Annotated in this window: 12 protein-coding genes and 1 other RNA gene; 3 read left to right on the forward strand and 10 right to left on the reverse strand. The window is 48.0% G+C overall.

Annotated features, from left to right (window positions below; all coding sequences use genetic code 11):
• Position 1: 1 nt before the first annotated feature.
• The 9 genes from mraY to rnpB all read right to left on the reverse strand — a co-directional run bounded on the left by mraY (position 2) and on the right by rnpB (position 10843).
• Positions 2-1066, reverse strand: coding sequence for a phospho-N-acetylmuramoyl-pentapeptide-transferase (gene mraY, locus KFE96_RS14465; RefSeq protein ID WP_247016320.1), 1065 nt, complete (start codon positions 1064-1066; stop codon positions 2-4).
• Positions 1067-1080: 14 nt separating this feature from the next.
• Entirely contained in the window at positions 1081-2526 is a 1446-nt protein-coding gene (gene murF, locus KFE96_RS14470; RefSeq protein ID WP_255833266.1) for a UDP-N-acetylmuramoyl-tripeptide--D-alanyl-D-alanine ligase, read from the reverse strand.
• A 1-nt stretch (position 2527) separates the two neighbouring features.
• Positions 2528-3973 carry a UDP-N-acetylmuramoyl-L-alanyl-D-glutamate--2,6-diaminopimelate ligase gene (locus KFE96_RS14475; protein ID WP_255833267.1) on the reverse strand — a complete coding sequence of 482 codons (1446 nt, stop codon included), beginning with the start codon at positions 3971-3973 and terminating at the stop codon, positions 2528-2530.
• Positions 3974-3986: 13 nt separating this feature from the next.
• Positions 3987-5657 carry a penicillin-binding protein 2 gene (locus KFE96_RS14480; RefSeq protein WP_255833268.1) on the reverse strand — a complete coding sequence of 557 codons (1671 nt, stop codon included), beginning with the start codon at positions 5655-5657 and terminating at the stop codon, positions 3987-3989.
• A 23-nt stretch (positions 5658-5680) separates the two neighbouring features.
• Complete coding sequence (locus KFE96_RS14485) at positions 5681-6070, reverse strand: hypothetical protein (RefSeq protein ID WP_255833269.1); 390 nt, start codon at positions 6068-6070, stop codon at positions 5681-5683.
• Positions 6063-7052, reverse strand: coding sequence for a 16S rRNA (cytosine(1402)-N(4))-methyltransferase RsmH (rsmH, locus tag KFE96_RS14490; protein WP_255835605.1), 990 nt, complete (start codon positions 7050-7052; stop codon positions 6063-6065). The genes KFE96_RS14485 and rsmH overlap by 8 nt, the downstream gene beginning before the upstream one ends.
• Positions 7052-7519, reverse strand: a complete 468-nt coding sequence (locus KFE96_RS14495) for a division/cell wall cluster transcriptional repressor MraZ (RefSeq protein WP_255833272.1) — start codon at positions 7517-7519, stop codon at positions 7052-7054. The genes rsmH and KFE96_RS14495 overlap by 1 nt, the downstream gene beginning before the upstream one ends.
• Positions 7520-7911: 392 nt before the next feature.
• The gene (locus KFE96_RS14500; RefSeq protein WP_255833274.1) at positions 7912-10380 is read right to left on the reverse strand and encodes a zinc-dependent metalloprotease; all 2469 of its coding nucleotides are present in this window, start codon (positions 10378-10380) and stop codon (positions 7912-7914) included.
• An 89-nt stretch (positions 10381-10469) separates the two neighbouring features.
• An RNA gene (gene rnpB, locus KFE96_RS14505) (RNase P RNA component class A) lies at positions 10470-10843 on the reverse strand.
• A 112-nt stretch (positions 10844-10955) separates the two neighbouring features.
• On the opposite strand from rnpB, the gene KFE96_RS14510 reads away from it, so the two are divergent.
• Entirely contained in the window at positions 10956-11177 is a 222-nt protein-coding gene (locus KFE96_RS14510; RefSeq protein ID WP_247016334.1) for a hypothetical protein, read from the forward strand.
• Positions 11178-11227: 50 nt separating this feature from the next.
• Here the strand turns inward: KFE96_RS14510 and KFE96_RS14515 are convergent, their stop codons facing one another.
• On the reverse strand, positions 11228-11881 hold the full coding sequence (locus tag KFE96_RS14515; protein ID WP_255833277.1) for a TetR/AcrR family transcriptional regulator: 654 nt from the start codon (positions 11879-11881) through the stop codon (positions 11228-11230).
• Positions 11882-12129: 248 nt separating this feature from the next.
• Between KFE96_RS14515 and KFE96_RS14520 the strand changes: the two genes are divergently transcribed.
• Positions 12130-13248, forward strand: coding sequence for an efflux RND transporter periplasmic adaptor subunit (locus KFE96_RS14520; RefSeq protein ID WP_255833279.1), 1119 nt, complete (start codon positions 12130-12132; stop codon positions 13246-13248).
• 13 nt (positions 13249-13261) lie between these two features.
• The gene (locus tag KFE96_RS14525) at positions 13262-16420 is read left to right on the forward strand and encodes an efflux RND transporter permease subunit (RefSeq protein WP_255833280.1); all 3159 of its coding nucleotides are present in this window, start codon (positions 13262-13264) and stop codon (positions 16418-16420) included.
• Positions 16421-16434 lie beyond the last annotated feature (14 nt).

Below are 16434 nucleotides of genomic sequence, written 5' to 3' on the forward strand. Positions count from 1 at the left end.
TTTACCTCAACTTCAATGTTGCGAGGCCAATCATCGCGAGGATAAAGGCGATAATCCAAAACCGAATAACAATGGTCGGTTCCGCCCAACCTTTTTGTTCATAGTGGTGATGAAGCGGAGCCATGCGAAACACACGTTTACCGGTGAGCTTAAAGGAGGCTACCTGTACAATTACAGAAATTGTTTCAAGCCAGAACAAACCACCAATGATACCGAGAACAATCTCATGCTTAATCACTACAGCCATAGCGCCGATTGCGCCGCCAAGTGCTAACGACCCCGTATCGCCCATAAAGATGGCAGCCGGCGGTGCATTAAACCAAAGGAAACCCAAGCCAGCGCCAATGATCGCACCACATAGAATGGCAAGTTCACCGGCTCCTGCCACATATGGCACGCCTAAATATTCAGTATAAACTGTGCTGCCCACCACATATGCAATAAAACCAAGAGCACCTACAGCGATAATAACGGGAACCGTTGCAAGGCCATCAAGACCATCCGTTAAGTTCACAGCATTCCCGGCCCAAACCATCACAAGCATAGCAAACGGAATGTAGAACACACCGAGGTTCACCAAAAAATTCTTTGCAAATGGCAACGACAGATCTGTACCGTTCATTGTTGTGAGAAACCAAGCCACACCGCCCGCGATTGCAAACTCTAGCGCTAAACGAAGTTTTCCAGGAAACCCTGCCGATGATCGTTTCGTTACCTTCAGATAGTCATCCACAAAACCGATTGCACCAAAACCCAGAGTAACTGTCATGACGGCCCACACATATGGGTTTGAGAGGTCAGCCCACAGAAAAGTGGAGATACCAAGCCCCAACAAAATCATAAACCCACCCATGGTAGGCGTACCTTGCTTTGTCAGGATATGGCTTTCAGGGCCATCTTCCCTGATTGGCTGGCCTTTTTTCTGCTTGGACTTTAACCACCGGATAATAGCAGGGCCAAACACGAAACAAATAATCATTGCAGTAAAAATCGCACCACCGGTTCGAAACGTCAGATACCGGAACAGGTTAAATATACCGCCTTGATCTGCTAATAAATATAGCACGCGTTCACTCCTACCTAAAACCCATGAGCACGCTGCAAGCCACTTTCAGGCGCAAGCGTGTCACATTTACTTAAATCCAACATGTTATTCACAAGCGCAGATAAACCCGCACTGTTAGCTCCTTTTACCATCACAACATCGCCATCCCCCAGTCGCTGCATCAACTGCTCAGCAGATGCATCTGGATTGTGCCATCGTTCCGTTGGCAAGCCCGAAGCTTCGCCAACAGCAGCCATCTGGTCACCAAAGGCTATAACCTTCGACACACCGAATTTTTTGAGATCCGCGATAAGTGAGAAGTGAATTTCTTCACTGCGAGAGCCAAGTTCCTGCATATCAGCAAGAACAGCAATTCTCTTACCATGTTTACCTGTTTTCGCAAGGCTTAAACGCCGCAGAGCAGCGCGGATGCTAAGGATATTGGCGTTATAACTATCATCAATCAGCTTTGCCTCACCAAATCCCAACTGCAGGCTGTATTCTCGGCCTCGCCCCTGTTCTGCTTCAAGCGATGCAAGCGCTAAAGCCGCATGTCCCAGATCAGCACCAATCGCTTTCACTGCGGCGAGAATAAGTAAGCTATTCAATACCCACTCTCGACCTGGCTGTGCCACTTTATAGGTAATGAGCGTTCCCATTACATTTGCTGTAAGACAGGTACAGTTGTGGTGTTCAGTCATCCGTACTGGATAAACATCCGCGTTATCTGTCACGGAAACACTAACAGCCTTGGCACCATACTTTTCCGCGGCCTTTTGAAGATCATCTTTATAGGGATGGTCGATACCATAGATAGCAAAACCACCTTGTTTCAACGCCCCAAAAATAGAAGCCTTTTCTTCTGCAATATCAGATACATTCGCAAATGAAGCTTGATGCGCTGATCCAACTGTAGTGACAATTGCTACATCAGGCTGAACCTTGGTAGCCTCCCGAATAATTTCACCTGGCTTATTCATTCCAAGCTCAAAAACTCCAAACCTGCTTTCTCTTGGCATTCGCGCTAGGGAAAGCGGGACCCCAACGTGATTATTGAAGCTCTTTATACTTGAATGAGTGTCACCAACTAACGCCAAACACTGACGAAGAGCCTGTACCACACTGGTTTTGCCCGCACTCCCAGTGACACCTATTATACCAGCAGGCGCACGACCACGGGCATGATGTGCCATACGAACAAGCGCATAAGAAGTATCATCAACAAAGACGAGACGATTATCGCCTTCTTTTACATCCTTTGGCGTTTCTGAAACAATGGCCGCGACAGCGCCCTTTTCAAATGCTTTGGCAACAAAATCGTGGCCATTAAGCGCTTCACCTTTCAGTGCAACAAATAAGTCACCTGGTAAGATGTCCCTGCTATCAACTTGCAAGCCATCAGCGTACCAGGGCCGGGCGGTTAACGCACCACATGTGGCGTTGATTTCAGCAGCGGTCCAAAGTGGCGTACCAATCTCCATGTTACACCCTCTTCCCAAGTACAGATTTCACAGCATCAACATCTGAGAATGGCAAAACTTCATTCCCTACAATCTGTCCGGTTTCATGGCCTTTACCGGCTACAATCAACATGTCGCCACTGCCCATACTCTCTATTGCTCTCGCGATAGCTTCAGCCCGGTCGCCAATTTCCACTGCTCCCTGGGCTGCGATCATAATCTGTTCACGAATTACAGATGCATCTTCACTACGTGGGTTATCATCAGTCACATAAACCGTATCTGCGAGTTTGCTGGCAATTTCTCCCATTTGAGGGCGCTTACCTGCGTCACGGTCTCCACCACACCCGAAAACCACATGAAGCTTATTCGGCTTATGTGCACGTGCCGCCTTCAGAACTGTACGAAGGCCATCCGGTGTATGCGCATAATCAACGAACACAGCGCCACCTTTAGAGGTCAAGCCAATCAATTCCATGCGTCCAGGCACACCATTCAGCCGCTCCATAGCGCCGACACTGGCAGAAACTTTTCCACCACATGCATGTACCAAACCAAGCGCCATCAAAACGTTATGAGCCTGAAAAGCACCGATCAGAGGCAACTTCACTTCATAACGTCCACCATCAATGGTAAATTCAATGATCTGTCCATCAGCCACAACACGCTGCTCAACAAGATGGATAGAAGCACCTTCCCGTTTACCAACAGTTATACGGCTTAGATTTCGCGCCCACGCCACATCATCGAGCGTAGCGCCCCAGTGATCATCTACATTAATTACCGCACCATCACCTGGCATTAAAAGCTCTGCAAACATACGAGCTTTCGCGTAAAAATAGCCAAATTCAGTTTGGTGGTAATCTAAATGATCCCGCGTAAGGTTTGTAAAACCGGCTGCACTTAAATTCAGTCCATCTAAGCGGTTTTGATCCAAACCATGGCTCGAGGCTTCTACTGCAACATGCTGAACACCCTTTTCAGCAAGTTGAGCCATAGCACCGTACAAATCAACCGGGTCTGGTGTTGTTAAACCGCCATCTATTTGCACCGCCCCTGACTTAACACCAAGAGTTCCAATGCTTGCTGCTTCAACGCCGTTCAATTGCCAAAGCTGCCGAACAAAATCAGCTACAGATGTTTTCCCGTTAGTTCCTGTAATAGCCACCTGCACTTCTGGTTGGGTACCACAAAACCGCGCGGCTAACTCGGCATAGCGTTTACGTGGGTTTTTATCTTCAACAAAAGCGACATGATCAGGAACTACAGCGTCTGGTGTAGACAAAATAGACGTTGCACCGGACCGAATAGCATCCTCAATAAACTTGCGGCCATCCGTATGGCTACCAGGCAGAGCAACAAACATATTTCCCGGCTTCACTGCGCGGCTATCCACGGTAAGGCCAGACACAATTGTATCGCCCTTTACCCTATTTCCGCCAAGCAGCTCTGCAAGCTTATATGTCATACTAGCTTTGCCCCTATTTTTTCTTCTTGTCTTCAATCAACAACGCCACATCCTGATATAGCCCTGCATCTTCCTGTTTGGGTGACACACCAAGCAGTGGTGCCGACCTCAAGATCACATTTCGAACAACTGGCGCAGCTACCCAGCCGCCAGACCGATATCCGAATGTTTCTTTCGTCCCTTTAGGCTCATCCAACAGTGCAAAAACTGCATACTGAGGATCATCCATCGGGAACACGCCCATGAAAGAAGAAATCAACTTCTTCCGGGCGTAGCCTCCAGCAATTGCCTTCTCCGCCGTACCTGTCTTGCCACCGACACGATAACCAACAGCATCTGCACGCCCACCAGTACCTTTGGTAACTGCCATCCTTAGAAGCTGGCGAATTTTCCGGCTGGTATCTGGAGAGATTACCTGCTTGCCGCTCTGCCAGTTTTCTGGATTGTGAACGAGTGTTGGTGTCATCAAACGCCCACCATTCACCATCGCAGAAATACCTGATGCAAGCTGAAGTGGGCTAACAGCTAACCCATGCCCATATGAAATGGTCATTGTGGAAGATTTACGCCAAACTGGTGGCACAAGCGGGGCACCTACCTCTGTAAGTTCAACATTCGCTGGCTGTAGCAGGCCCAACTCGCCAAGAAACTCCTGCTGCCGTTCAGTCCCAATATCAAGAGCCATCTGTGCTGTACCGATATTTGAAGAGAATGTAAAAATCTCAGGGACCGTCAGATAACGCTCTTTAGGATGATCATCTCTAATAAGAAAACGGGAGATGCGAAGCGGCTTTGTGGCATCATAACCATCTTCCATTGATACAACACCATCATCCAGCGCATTCGCAAAAGTAAAGGTTTTAAACGTGGAACCTAGTTCATAAACGCCTTTGGTTGCTCGGTTAAACTTCTCGGTATCAGCAACACCACGTACATTGTTTGGGTCATAATCAGGAAGTGAAACCATTGCGATCACTTCACCAGTTGAAACATCCATAACAAGACCAGCGCCGCCAATTGCCTGATAAGCACGCATCGCAGCCTGCAGTTCATCTGCAAGCGCATACTGAACGCGAATATCCAGTGAAAGCTGAAGTTGTTCAGACGTACGAGACTTATCGCCAAGCTTTGCATCAAAGAAATGTTCAACACCACCTAGCCCATTACCGTCCACGTCTACATAGCCAAGCACATGCGCTGCTAAACGACCATGTGGATAAATCCGTTCTTCCTCACGCTCAAACTGAAAAGCCGGTTCGCCAATCGCGTTCACTTCCCATTTTTGGCGCGGAGTTAGTTTGCGCTTAAGCCACACAAACTTCTTGCCAGATGAAAGCTTAGCTTCAACATCAGCGTATGAGAGCTCCGGCAGTATGGAAACTAATTGACGTGCAGCTTCTTGGGGATCTTTGATATCTTTTGGTACTGCGTAAAGAGATGCTGTTTCAAGGTTTGTAGCAAGAATTTCGCCGTTACGATCAACAATATCAGCTCGAGCGACCTGAACTTCTGGTACAGTTACTACCTGACGAGCTGCCGTTACACGAGGCTTAGGCGCACTAACACCAAGCTCGATAGTACGGCCAATCATAATCAGGAATGCAAAGCAGAACAGAACAACACCAATCATCAAACGATTGCGAGCAATCTCAATCGCTGAACGACGGTGAGTTTCAGTAGTCATATTATGATATGCAGATACTGTGTTCACAGGGTTTGCCCTTCTGTTTGCTTAGTTTTCTTTCCCTTGTTTGATTTCAATTCCTTTTGCGCAGCGGGTAGAAGCACACCCTCGCCTGCCTCGACCTCCAATCCTTTCGGCCGGAATGGGATTAAAGAAGGTTCTGCAATAATTTGCTTAGCCCGCGGCGGCATTAACGCCAAAAAACGAATGGAACGGTCCTGCAACACCTGTGGTGTAGTGAGATATGCCCACTCAGCTTCAAGCACCCTAATTGCCTCACGGTCCTGCTTAATCTGCCGGGCAATCTCTTTCACATTATCTACTTTGTTCTGAACTGTGATTTTGAGCTGAAGAACAGCTGCACCTGATGCGATAGCAGTCGCAGCCGCGAAGATTGTGAGCGTTTTACGCATGCCACGCCCCCTTTGCTGATGCCCCTGTGCGCTCCGCAACACGCAACCGCGAAGACCGAGCCCTAGGGTTCACATCAAGCTCGTCGTCAGAGGGCTTAACAGCCCCCTTCTTGATTTGACGAAAAGATGGCTCTGGCCCCATATCAATGGGTCCCGGCATATGACGGGAACCACCGGATGAACGGCCAGAGCGCTCTGCCATAAACTGCTTTACAATTCGATCTTCAAGCGAGTGGAATGACACCACAACAAGACGGCCATCTTCGGCAATAATTTCTTCTGCCCCAGCAAGACCACGGCGCAATTCACCCAGCTCGTCGTTCACATGAATACGGAGTGCCTGGAACGTGCGTGTCGCAGGGTGAACTTGTTTCTGCCCTTTCTTACGCTGGCCAAACCCTAGAATTCTCTCAATAAGGCCCGCCAGCTGCCGAGTGGTGGTGAAAGGCTCTTCCTCGCGGTCTTTAACAATAGCTGCGGCAATTTTACGGGACTGACGTTCTTCACCATAGTCATAAATGATATTCGCAAGTGTATCCTGCTCATAGGTATTAACTACATCCGCCGCTGTTTCACCATCTTGCGCCATGCGCATATCAAGCGGGCCATCTTCCCTGAAAGAGAAACCACGCTCTGCTTCATCAAGCTGGAAGGAAGAAACACCTATATCCAGCATCACACCGTCTACTTTATTGATGCCCACTGCAGGCAACAGCGCAGCCATATCGCCGAAGCATCCTTCGACAATCTGGAAACGCCCGGGGAATTCTTTGGCAAACTCTTCAGCACGCCTGATTGCATCTGGATCACGGTCAATAGCAATCACTTTGCAATCTGCTGTCTCCAACACGGCGCGGCAATAGCCGCCTGCGCCGAACGTACCATCAACATACACTTCGCCGTCTACAGGTTTTAGTGCATGAACAACTTCATTCAGGAGAACTGGAATATGCTTACCGCCTTTTGCGCGTGCGTTATCCATCACTTTTGTGGCCCTCCCCCAAAAGCTGGAAGAGTCGGTGCTTTTTGCGCCGCAAGTGTCATTTGCTCTTCTCTATGAAGTTTATAGGCATCTGGCGCCCAAATCTGAAACTTACGGCCAATACCCACAAAAGTCGCTTGACCATCAATCCCTGCAAACTCCTTAAGTTCCGCAGGCAACATCACACGTCCTTCAGGGTCGAACGAAAGCTGGGAAGCGCCGGCAAGAATGGCGGTGGCGACGGACATTTGATCAGGGTCGAAAGGACCAAAGTCGCCGTAGAGCCGGTCAGAAAGTTGTTCAAGGAAAGAGATATCAGCGCCTTCGATGCAAGGCATATTAAAAGGTTGGTAAACGACAACACCAGCGAAGAGGCTCTGGGATACGGCGTTACGAAACGGTGCAGGAATGGACACACGCCCCTTCTTGTCGACCTTATTCGTAAATGTGGACAGGAAAAATGCCATTGTCCGCTCGCCCCTCTAATTCCCCCTCGCCATTCGCCGCCAAACGAAAAGCAAGCACATAGATCGTCATCTATGCCCTTATGGGATATCATGGGATTTAATAGTGGGTCAATGGGACTTTATGGGAATAAATGTATTTTTCTTGGGAAGTCTTGATTCCTCATTTTTAAGTTAATTCAGTAAAAACATATCATTACCACCACATGTTCTTTATATGTTCTCTAAATCAGAAAGTTCTATTTTTTGCAGCCGAAAATTCAGCAACGTGTAAATGCTATAAAAAAAGAGGGCGAAAACGCCCTCTTTTCCAATTTATCCCATGTTTTCCCATAGCCGAGCTTACTTGATGATCTGATTCCCATAAAAAACCAGATCATCCCAAAGCATTTGCGTTAATTAAACTCTACAGGCTCACAGTGCCAACATGCCTCAGCTTCCCCAGAACCAATTGGGCTACCCGGCGGCACATCAGGATTACCAGGGCTTTTAACAGCCGGTGTCTTAGCTCTCGCTAACGCATTCTCAATTCGCACCGCCATAGCACTGCCTGCTGAGCTATAACCGCGGCGCCAATCGATAAAGCGAAGCCTAAGATCCTTAAGCGCCTTCATTACCTCGGAACGCACCACCACTGAAGTCGCTGGGTGATCATTCAAAGCGATTAGCTGTTCCATCAGCCTTGAAGCCACAACGGCGCGAAGAGTAATTACATTTGTATCGTCAGCGCGAGCAGTACCCGTTGTAAAATCAACAGTACGAGCAAGTACAAAGGCCAAATCATTACCACGCTCCGAAAGGTTTTGTTCAGCCAAACGTGCAAGACGTGCGGGATGCAGAAGTGCATCAAATGTAAGGTCCGCGGCTACCGCAGCCGCTTCAGCTTCACTGAATACAGGCCTTGCTACCGCATCAAAGATTTCACGGTTCCATTGTGGATCACCATTTGAACGACCAACAGGTGACAGAACGGTGAGAGTTACATCACTGATATCAAGCGTTTCGGGTGCAACCGTTTTTAAAAGCCCCTCAAGCGCAGCTTGTTGCGTTTCCCAAGCAACTCGTACAGGTGCGCTCCGGCCATCACCTTCATGGCGATACTCAAATTCATATCCACCCAAAGACTTAGCCGCAGCCTGTAACTGATAACGGTGATACAGATAAAGAGGTACAAATTTAGTTTGTAGCGCCTCATATGTTTCACCTTTACGGAGGTTACGCTCACCAAAATTGTTCATGGCAATTTCGCGCACCTTTAGAACATTATCTAATTCTGCAACTAGATCAGTTCCATTATCCCAGAGGGCCCCTTTAACGTGGCCTGTTCCAATACTCCGACTATCCGGATCTGACACATAAAGAAGGCCAGCTTCATCAGCTTCTTTCACCAGCTTTGCTTGCGCTACTTTTTCTTCATCGTCATATTCAGAATAAAGGAATTTGGTCGCCCAATTATCCCAGCCACCAACACCAACGCCATAAGTACGCGAGAAATCAAGCTGATCATCACCAACTGCACGCACATCTGGCGCGGGATAATCCATTACGCTGGCACGACCCCCATATGAACTCCCAGCCATATTGTGAGAAAAGCCAAGAGAATGACCAATTTCGTGCGCTGAAAGCTGCCTGATACGCTGAAGCGCCAACTCTACCGGATCATCTTTCTCGCCCGTACCCGTTTTCGATGCCCCAGAAAGAGCTTCAAATATCTTGATATCCTGACGAACACGCAGAGAACCCAACAATACGACACCACGCAAAGTTTCACCTGTACGTGGATCATGAAGCGCAGAACCATAAGACCAACCCCGTGTAGCACGGTGCACCCAGTTCACGACATTATATCGAGCATCTAGCGGATGAACGCCTTCAGGCAGAATTTCAGCCCGATATCCACCCGGGAAACCAGCTTTTTCAAAGGCCTCTGCCCACCAATTCGCACCTTCAAGAAGAGCAGAACGAATAGGTTCCGGAGCACCATTATCAATATAGAAAACGATCGGTTTAATCACATCACCGTTTTCATCTTTTTGAAGCCGGAAACGTCTAGCCAATTGCACCACTGTGTTACCATCTAGCGGTGCTGACATATCCACATATGAAGAAGAAATAATACCAGCACGCTCATCAGAATGGCGTACTTCATAGCCATCATCCGGCATTTTCATAAAAGTAGTATGAGCAATAAGCGTTACAGAGTTCGCATCCGGCGTTGTTGCATAAATTTCATCACCAGGGTTAGTACCTGCAAAAGTGAGGTGTGCATCAAACTCCAAGTTAATTGGGAAAACATGGGCATCTTCTGTATCAACATAAGAACGCTTCCCATCAATGCGGTAATTCCCCTGATTTCTCCGCTTTAATCTGGCAGCAACGCCCACGGCATCTCGCTTAAGAAAACCGCTCAGATCAATCAGTGCTTTACCTGTTTTTTCATCAAATTCAACAATCGGCGTAGACCAGATAACAGATTCCGAAAAACTGGTTCTGACAGCCTTTTTCTCTGCAGGGTTATCTGCAGATGCCCTAAAGCTTAGGTTTTCAATAACAGCCAACATGTTTTTGCCAGCGCGGCGGAAGGTTAAAATCTCCGTTCCCCCAGGCAAACTACGGTCAAGCCCAAGAGGATTAGACCCCAAACCACCTGTTAAATAGTATGCATAAATATAGCGACCAAAGGTATTATCACTGGCTTTATCAAGCGCCAGCAGAACTTTGGCTTCGTCACGATCAACATACGTGGTGATCAATCCATCTTTCTTTTCCAGATCTTTCGTTTTTTCCGCAAAATCTGCAAAGGCAACTGAACTTAATAAAGCCGCCGCACACAAGCCTGAAATCAGGTTCCCAACCCTAAACATATATTCTCCCCAAATTGGTTTGATTTCACTCTAAATCAGAAGAAAGCAATTACAAGAGGGACAAACTTATTGTGAGCATAAGAAAAGATAGCAGCAGATGGCGTGTAAGCCGGGTTCTGTCCTGACATGCGCCAGTGATGATCATTCCTCTAGGCTTATTGTTGCCAACAAGCTCAAGCAACCTACCACAATGATAGCTCGGAAACAGAGCCTGCCCCAAAAGGGCTATCATTCAAATTGGTTTTGCTTCCGGTGGGGTTTACCCTGCCGCCTTTGTTACCAGAGGCGCGGTGCGCTCTTACCGCACCCTTTCACCCTTACCCATGCAAGCACAGGCGGTTTGCTTTCTGTGGCACTTTCCCTGAGGTCGCCCTCGCCGGCCGTTAACCGGCACCGTGTTTCCGTGAAGCCCGGACTTTCCTCCCCTCAGCATACACCAAGCGGCGATCATCCAGCCATCTGCTGCATGCACATAGCCATTTTAAGGGAATAACGTCAAGCCTGTTGCATACCGGCCTTATTTCGGGCACAGTCCGCGCTTAAGAGGTACTTGTGACACAGCAAGAGTTTTTATAATGAAAAAGTTACTAGCAATTGCAGCCCTATTCAGTCTTTCGGCATGTAGCCTTTTTGAAGGCAAGGGCGAAGAAATTATTTTTGATACAACACTGGGTCCTAAGACCGAAGACCAGATCAAGACACTGCCTTCCAACCTTCAAGGAGATGCAGGCAATGCAAATTATCTTGGTACTGAGCGTAAGGGCCCACAGTTAGAATCAGAAGACGGTTCAAAATAATTTCTGTACATATCAGATTTCAAAAGGCGCACTGATTTTCAGAGCGCCTTTTATTTTACCTTGTAAAGCCCCAAAAGCACTTCAACTGTATCATCAATGTTTTCCTGTATCATCTGCTCTGTCACTTCAGAGATCAGACCGATAGACCATTTAAACTGCAACTTGCCTTTTAAAAGAGTTGTCAACAAAGCTGCCGCCTTGTTGTAATTATCTATTTTCAGCTCACCCTTATCAGCCCAAGAACGAAGGAAATCCTTGATACCTTCCTGCATAATCTTTGGCCCTGATTCCCAGAAAATTTGCGCAAGCTCAGGCCCTTTAACAGCTTCGTCAGCCAAAAGACGCTCCATCGACATTGCTTCAGGGCTTATCAAAAGCCGTGCGTAACTGTCACAAATAATACGCAGGTCGCTTTCAAGGGAATGTGTCTCCAGATTTTCCAAAACATTGGCAGGACTATGCCGTTCAATCACCATTGAAATAGCGCGAGCGAATAAAACCTCTTTAGATTCGAAATGACTGTAAACGGTTTGTTTTGAAACACCTGCCCGTTTAGCAATCTTATCCATATTGGTGCCTTGAAAGCCCAGCTCCATGAAAAGTTCACTAGCGGCTTCGGTTATCGCAATATTCTTACCTTCATCACGCGGCCGTCCACGTGAAGGCTTAGGCTTTTTTTCGCTCAAGACACTTTTGTCAACCATCTTCAATCCAGAACAGGTTCTATAATCGTACATATTTCAGCAAACATTTAGCGCAACTGAAATAAATCTGCCACCTATAACTATTATTTTTTAGACTAATAAGTCCAGATATTACCTTAACTTTTCAAAAACCCTACGGCTTTCTTAGATTTCGAGCATATCACATTTCAAAATAATTACTAGACTAATAAGTCCAGTAATACTATATATCCGTAAAACCGTTTTTAAATATTTCGGGTTACGATGGCATGAAAAAGCAACTCCCCAGCTCCTCCCCCCGCTTGTTAAAAGCTGGAGCAATCATTATTTCTGCTGGTCTTTTGGCCAGTGCCCTTGGCTTACGTTTAACGGCCCAAGAAGATGTCTCAAAAAAAATATCTGCCCTTCCAATCAAAACTACCACTGTAAAGATTGAAGACAGTTATGTATCACGCCGCACCTTTACGGGCCGTGCTGTAGCAGGCCGCATCAGCCCTTTGGCGTTTGAGCTCGGCGGAACAGTTTCAGAGATATCTACTGATTTAGGTCAGCAGGTTACCAAAGGCGATATAATTGCCCGCCTTGACACGTCCCGCCTTGAAGCCAGCAAAAGCCAGCTGATTGCTGAGCAAGAAGAAGTAACTGCATCTCTTAAACTTGCAGAACGAACCTTAAAACGTGCTGAAGAGACATTTAAAAGCGGCCATGCATCGGCACAGCGACTTGATGAGGCCGAAGCGAATGCAATCACGTTAAAAGCCCGCCTGAAGCGCCTGGACGCTTCCTTGCGTACACTTGATGTAGATATCAGACGCTCTTCAATAAAAGCGCCGTTCAGCGGCACCATTACACAGCGCATGGTGGATGAAGGCACCGTTGTTGGTTCAGGCACATCCGTTCTAGAAATTACAGAAGATAGCCGCATGGAAGCCCATATCGGCATGCCGCCCAAGCATGCAAACAGTATCGCAATCGGTGCTTCCGTAGAACTGAGAGACGGTAAAAGACAAATTATCAAAGGAGCAACGGTTCGCTCTATTGTTCCCATCATCACCGGCCAGACCCGGACAATGATGGTAACGTTTGATCTGCCGGAAAATCGCACCACACGAGGCGAGCTAATCAACGCTGTTGTAAACGATGAACAAGATGCACACGGTGCATGGCTCCCTATTCGCGCCCTGTCATCTGATGTACGCGGTCTGTGGCGTGTTTATAAAGTACATCAGGAAGGTAGTGACCAAAGAGTACGCTTTGAGAACGTGCAGATCCTCTATACCGAGGGCAACCGCGTATTCGTAACAGGTACTATCTCAGATGGTGATATTCTGGTTGCGGACGGTATGAACAGGCTTGCGCCTGGCCAGCTCGTACGTGCAACGCAGTAAAGGGAGACTATAGATGAAAGGCTCTCTTTATAATCACCCCCGGGTCGTCTGGCTACTCCTACTCCTAATTGTCATTTCGGGTACTAACGCCTTCTTCACCATGCCTCGTCTTGAAGACCCACACATGGAAAGCCGCGTAATCCAGGTAACGACATTCTATCCTGGAGCAGACGCCGAACGCGTGGAAGCTGAGGTAACTGAAAAACTTGAACGTAAAATTCGTGAAATCCCTGAGGTGGAAAAAGTACGCAGTACATCACGTCCTGGTAATTCCCTGATCACGGTTACACTGGAAGACCGCATCACTGATGCAAAGCCTATTACTGCACGCCTCCGAGATAAAGTCGCTGAAGTAACTGATTTACCGGAAGGCGCTACGGCACCAGATTTTTCAGATACACGCATTTATGCCCACTCTGCTATTCTTTCACTCACATGGCATTCAGATAGCCCAATCAATTATGCAATATTGGGAAGGCATGCACGTGAAGTTGAAAGCCGCCTTAGAAACCTCTCCGGAACAGATTTCGTAGATGTACTCGGCCTTCCACAAGAAGAAATCCGTATCACCGTTGATGATAGCAGGCTGGCAGCACATGGTTTAACCATGGCAGAAGTCGCTAATATGATCCGAGGTTCTGATGCACGCGGTGCAGCAGGTGTTGTTGCAGGCACCGAAAACCGCATGGTGGTTCAGGTAACTGGCGCTATTGATAATATCGCCCGTATCCAGCGCATTCCAATAGGGCAAGATGCCTTTGGCGCCAGCCTGCGTATTGGTGATGTGGCAACAGTAACTCGCACCTTTGAAGACCCACCATCGCGCCTGACATATCTTGATGGTCATTACGGTGTGGTAGTTGCTGCAAGAATGTTCGAAGATTCCCGTATCGATCAGTGGTCTGACCAGATCGCCACTCTGATGGCCGATATTGAACAGACACTGCCTGCCAGTATTCATCTGGACCGTATATTTGATCAGCGTGAATATGCAGATGAACGTCTTGATGATTTGATGGGCAATCTTGCCGTTGGTGCCCTGGTAGTGCTTGGAGTTCTATTAGTATCTCTTGGCTGGAGAGCATCCCTTGTTTCGGCGTCTATTCTGCCCCTTACCCTTCTCGCCGCACTCGCCATCACCAACATGTTTGGGCTCCGCATTCAGCAGGTTCTTGTAACAGGCTTAATCGTAGCCCTTGGCATTATGGTAGATAATGCCATCGTAATTACAGATGAAATCCAACACCTGCGCCTACAAGGTGAACGACGTGCCACCGCAGTTGCTAAAACGGTACGGAAGTTATGGGTCCCCCTTCTAGGCAGTACTATGACTACGGTGATTGCCTTCATGCCACTTGTGCTCATGCCGGGCAATGCCGGAGACTTTCTTCTTGGCGTACCCGCTGCAGTGATTGCCTCCCTTGTAGCTTCATACATTATCGCCTTTACGATTATTTCCGCAGTAGCTGGCCGCATGCTTGAAGGCCGCCTCCCTGACGAAGTACTAAAGGGCCCAGTGAAACGGATATGGTGGCGTGACGGCATTGATGGCGGCATGCTCGCTCGCGCTTTTGAAGCCAGCCTTCGGTGGTCAGTAAAACGTCCACTACGATCCATTATTGTGGCGACAGCAATTCCGCTTGCAGGCTTTGCACTCGCAGGCCAGTTAACAGAACAGTTCTTTCCGGTAAGCGACCGCAACCAATTCCGCATTCAAGTTTACATGCCTGCTCAGGCTTCTATTGAAGAAACCCGTAAGGCAACAGAATTTGTGAATGGGCACTTGAACAAAATTGAAGAAATCGAAAGTGTTCACTGGTTCATAGGTACACGCCCTGCCAAATTCTATTACAGCATGATCGCGGCAAACGACGGTGTTGTAAGCATCTCTGAAGCTGCCGTAACAGTAGGTACATTTGAGCAGATAACAACACTTATCCCCCGCCTTCAGGAAGAACTGACCGAGCTCTTACCTGAAGCGATGATTCTTGTTCGGGAATTAGGCAGTGGCCCACCCATTCAGGCCCCTATCGAACTTCGTATCCTCGGGCCTGACCTTGAAGTTCTTGAAGAACTTGGTGAACAAGCCCGCAGCATTCTCGCCGAGGTACCTAACGTTACCTATACCCGAACGAGCCTGAAAGCTGGCCGGCCTATGGTTTCCGTAGAAGCTAGAGAAGATGATGTTTCCGTGACGGGGCTATCCCTCAAACAAGTGGAACAACAACTACAGGGCTTAACCAGCGGCATCATCGCGACATATGTAATTGAGCAAACCCAACAAGTACCTGTGCGCCTGATAGCTGATCGCGCCAGCCGTATGAATATTGAATCAATCGCAAACATGAGCCTGATGGGCGGCGAACGCGCTAGAGAAATTGATCAATCATTTGCTGATCTCCCTGTTTCTGCAGTAGCCGATGTAAAACTCGCTACTAAGGTAGGCGCGGTAGAACACTGGAACGGTGAGCGCATGAACAAAGTGCAAGCCTTTCTCCGGTTCGGTATTTTACCTGAAGATGCCTTCAAAGAAGTGCAAGTTGCTCTTGCGGAAGCCAATCTGCAAGCGCCTCCCGGTTATACCATACAGTTTGGTGGAGAATCTGAAGAACGCGATGAAGCTGTTGGCCAGCTTTTCGGGACGGCTGGTATGCTGGTAGTTCTTATGCTGCTTGCAATCGTACTCACCTTTAACAGCTTCCGATTAGCTTTTGTAACACTAGCCGCAGCAGTTCAGGCTGCAGGGCTTGGCCTGTTTTCCATGTGGTTCTTTAACTATCCTCTCAGCTTTGTGGTGATCTTTGGCCTCATGGGCCTTGTAGGGCTAGCTATCAATGCCGCCATTGTAATTCTCTCTGAGCTACGCGGCAGAGAAGATGCTCGTAACGGCGATGCTGAAGCTGTTGTGAAAGGCGTGATGAGCACAGGACGCCACATTCTTTCGACAACAATCACCACGGTTAGCGGGTTTATGCCCCTTATTCTTGCTGGAGGCCCATTCTGGCCACCGTTCGCAGTAGCTATTGCAGGCGGAGCATTCCTATCCATGGTTGTTAGCTTCTACTTTGCTCCAGCAGCCTTCCTGTTTCTAACCCGGCGTAGAAGAGTAAGCGCACCTGGCGAGTTGCCGAAGCCGAAAAACCCAGAACCAATCCTACCTATAACTCAATAAAAAAAGGGCTGGCA

The organism is Kordiimonas sp. SCSIO 12603 (assembly GCF_024398035.1).
Lineage (GTDB): Bacteria > Pseudomonadota > Alphaproteobacteria > Sphingomonadales > Kordiimonadaceae > Kordiimonas.

What these genes read in the sequence shown, in the direction of transcription:
- KFE96_RS14510 (WP_247016334.1), top strand. Translation starts at nt 10,956, where the DNA reads ATGAAAAAGTTACTAGCAATTGCAGCCCTATTCAGTCTTTCGGCATGT.
- KFE96_RS14515 (WP_255833277.1), bottom strand. Translation starts at nt 11,881, where the DNA reads ATGGTTGACAAAAGTGTCTTGAGCGAAAAAAAGCCTAAGCCTTCACGT.
- murF (WP_255833266.1), bottom strand. Translation starts at nt 2,526, where the DNA reads ATGGAGATTGGTACGCCACTTTGGACCGCTGCTGAAATCAACGCCACA.
- KFE96_RS14475 (WP_255833267.1), bottom strand. Translation starts at nt 3,973, where the DNA reads ATGACATATAAGCTTGCAGAGCTGCTTGGCGGAAATAGGGTAAAGGGC.
- KFE96_RS14480 (WP_255833268.1), bottom strand. Translation starts at nt 5,657, where the DNA reads ATGACTACTGAAACTCACCGTCGTTCAGCGATTGAGATTGCTCGCAAT.
- KFE96_RS14485 (WP_255833269.1), bottom strand. Translation starts at nt 6,070, where the DNA reads ATGCGTAAAACGCTCACAATCTTCGCGGCTGCGACTGCTATCGCATCA.
- KFE96_RS14520 (WP_255833279.1), top strand. Translation starts at nt 12,130, where the DNA reads ATGAAAAAGCAACTCCCCAGCTCCTCCCCCCGCTTGTTAAAAGCTGGA.
- KFE96_RS14525 (WP_255833280.1), top strand. Translation starts at nt 13,262, where the DNA reads ATGAAAGGCTCTCTTTATAATCACCCCCGGGTCGTCTGGCTACTCCTA.
- KFE96_RS14495 (WP_255833272.1), bottom strand. Translation starts at nt 7,519, where the DNA reads ATGGCATTTTTCCTGTCCACATTTACGAATAAGGTCGACAAGAAGGGG.
- KFE96_RS14500 (WP_255833274.1), bottom strand. Translation starts at nt 10,380, where the DNA reads ATGTTTAGGGTTGGGAACCTGATTTCAGGCTTGTGTGCGGCGGCTTTA.
- rsmH (WP_255835605.1), bottom strand. Translation starts at nt 7,052, where the DNA reads ATGGATAACGCACGCGCAAAAGGCGGTAAGCATATTCCAGTTCTCCTG.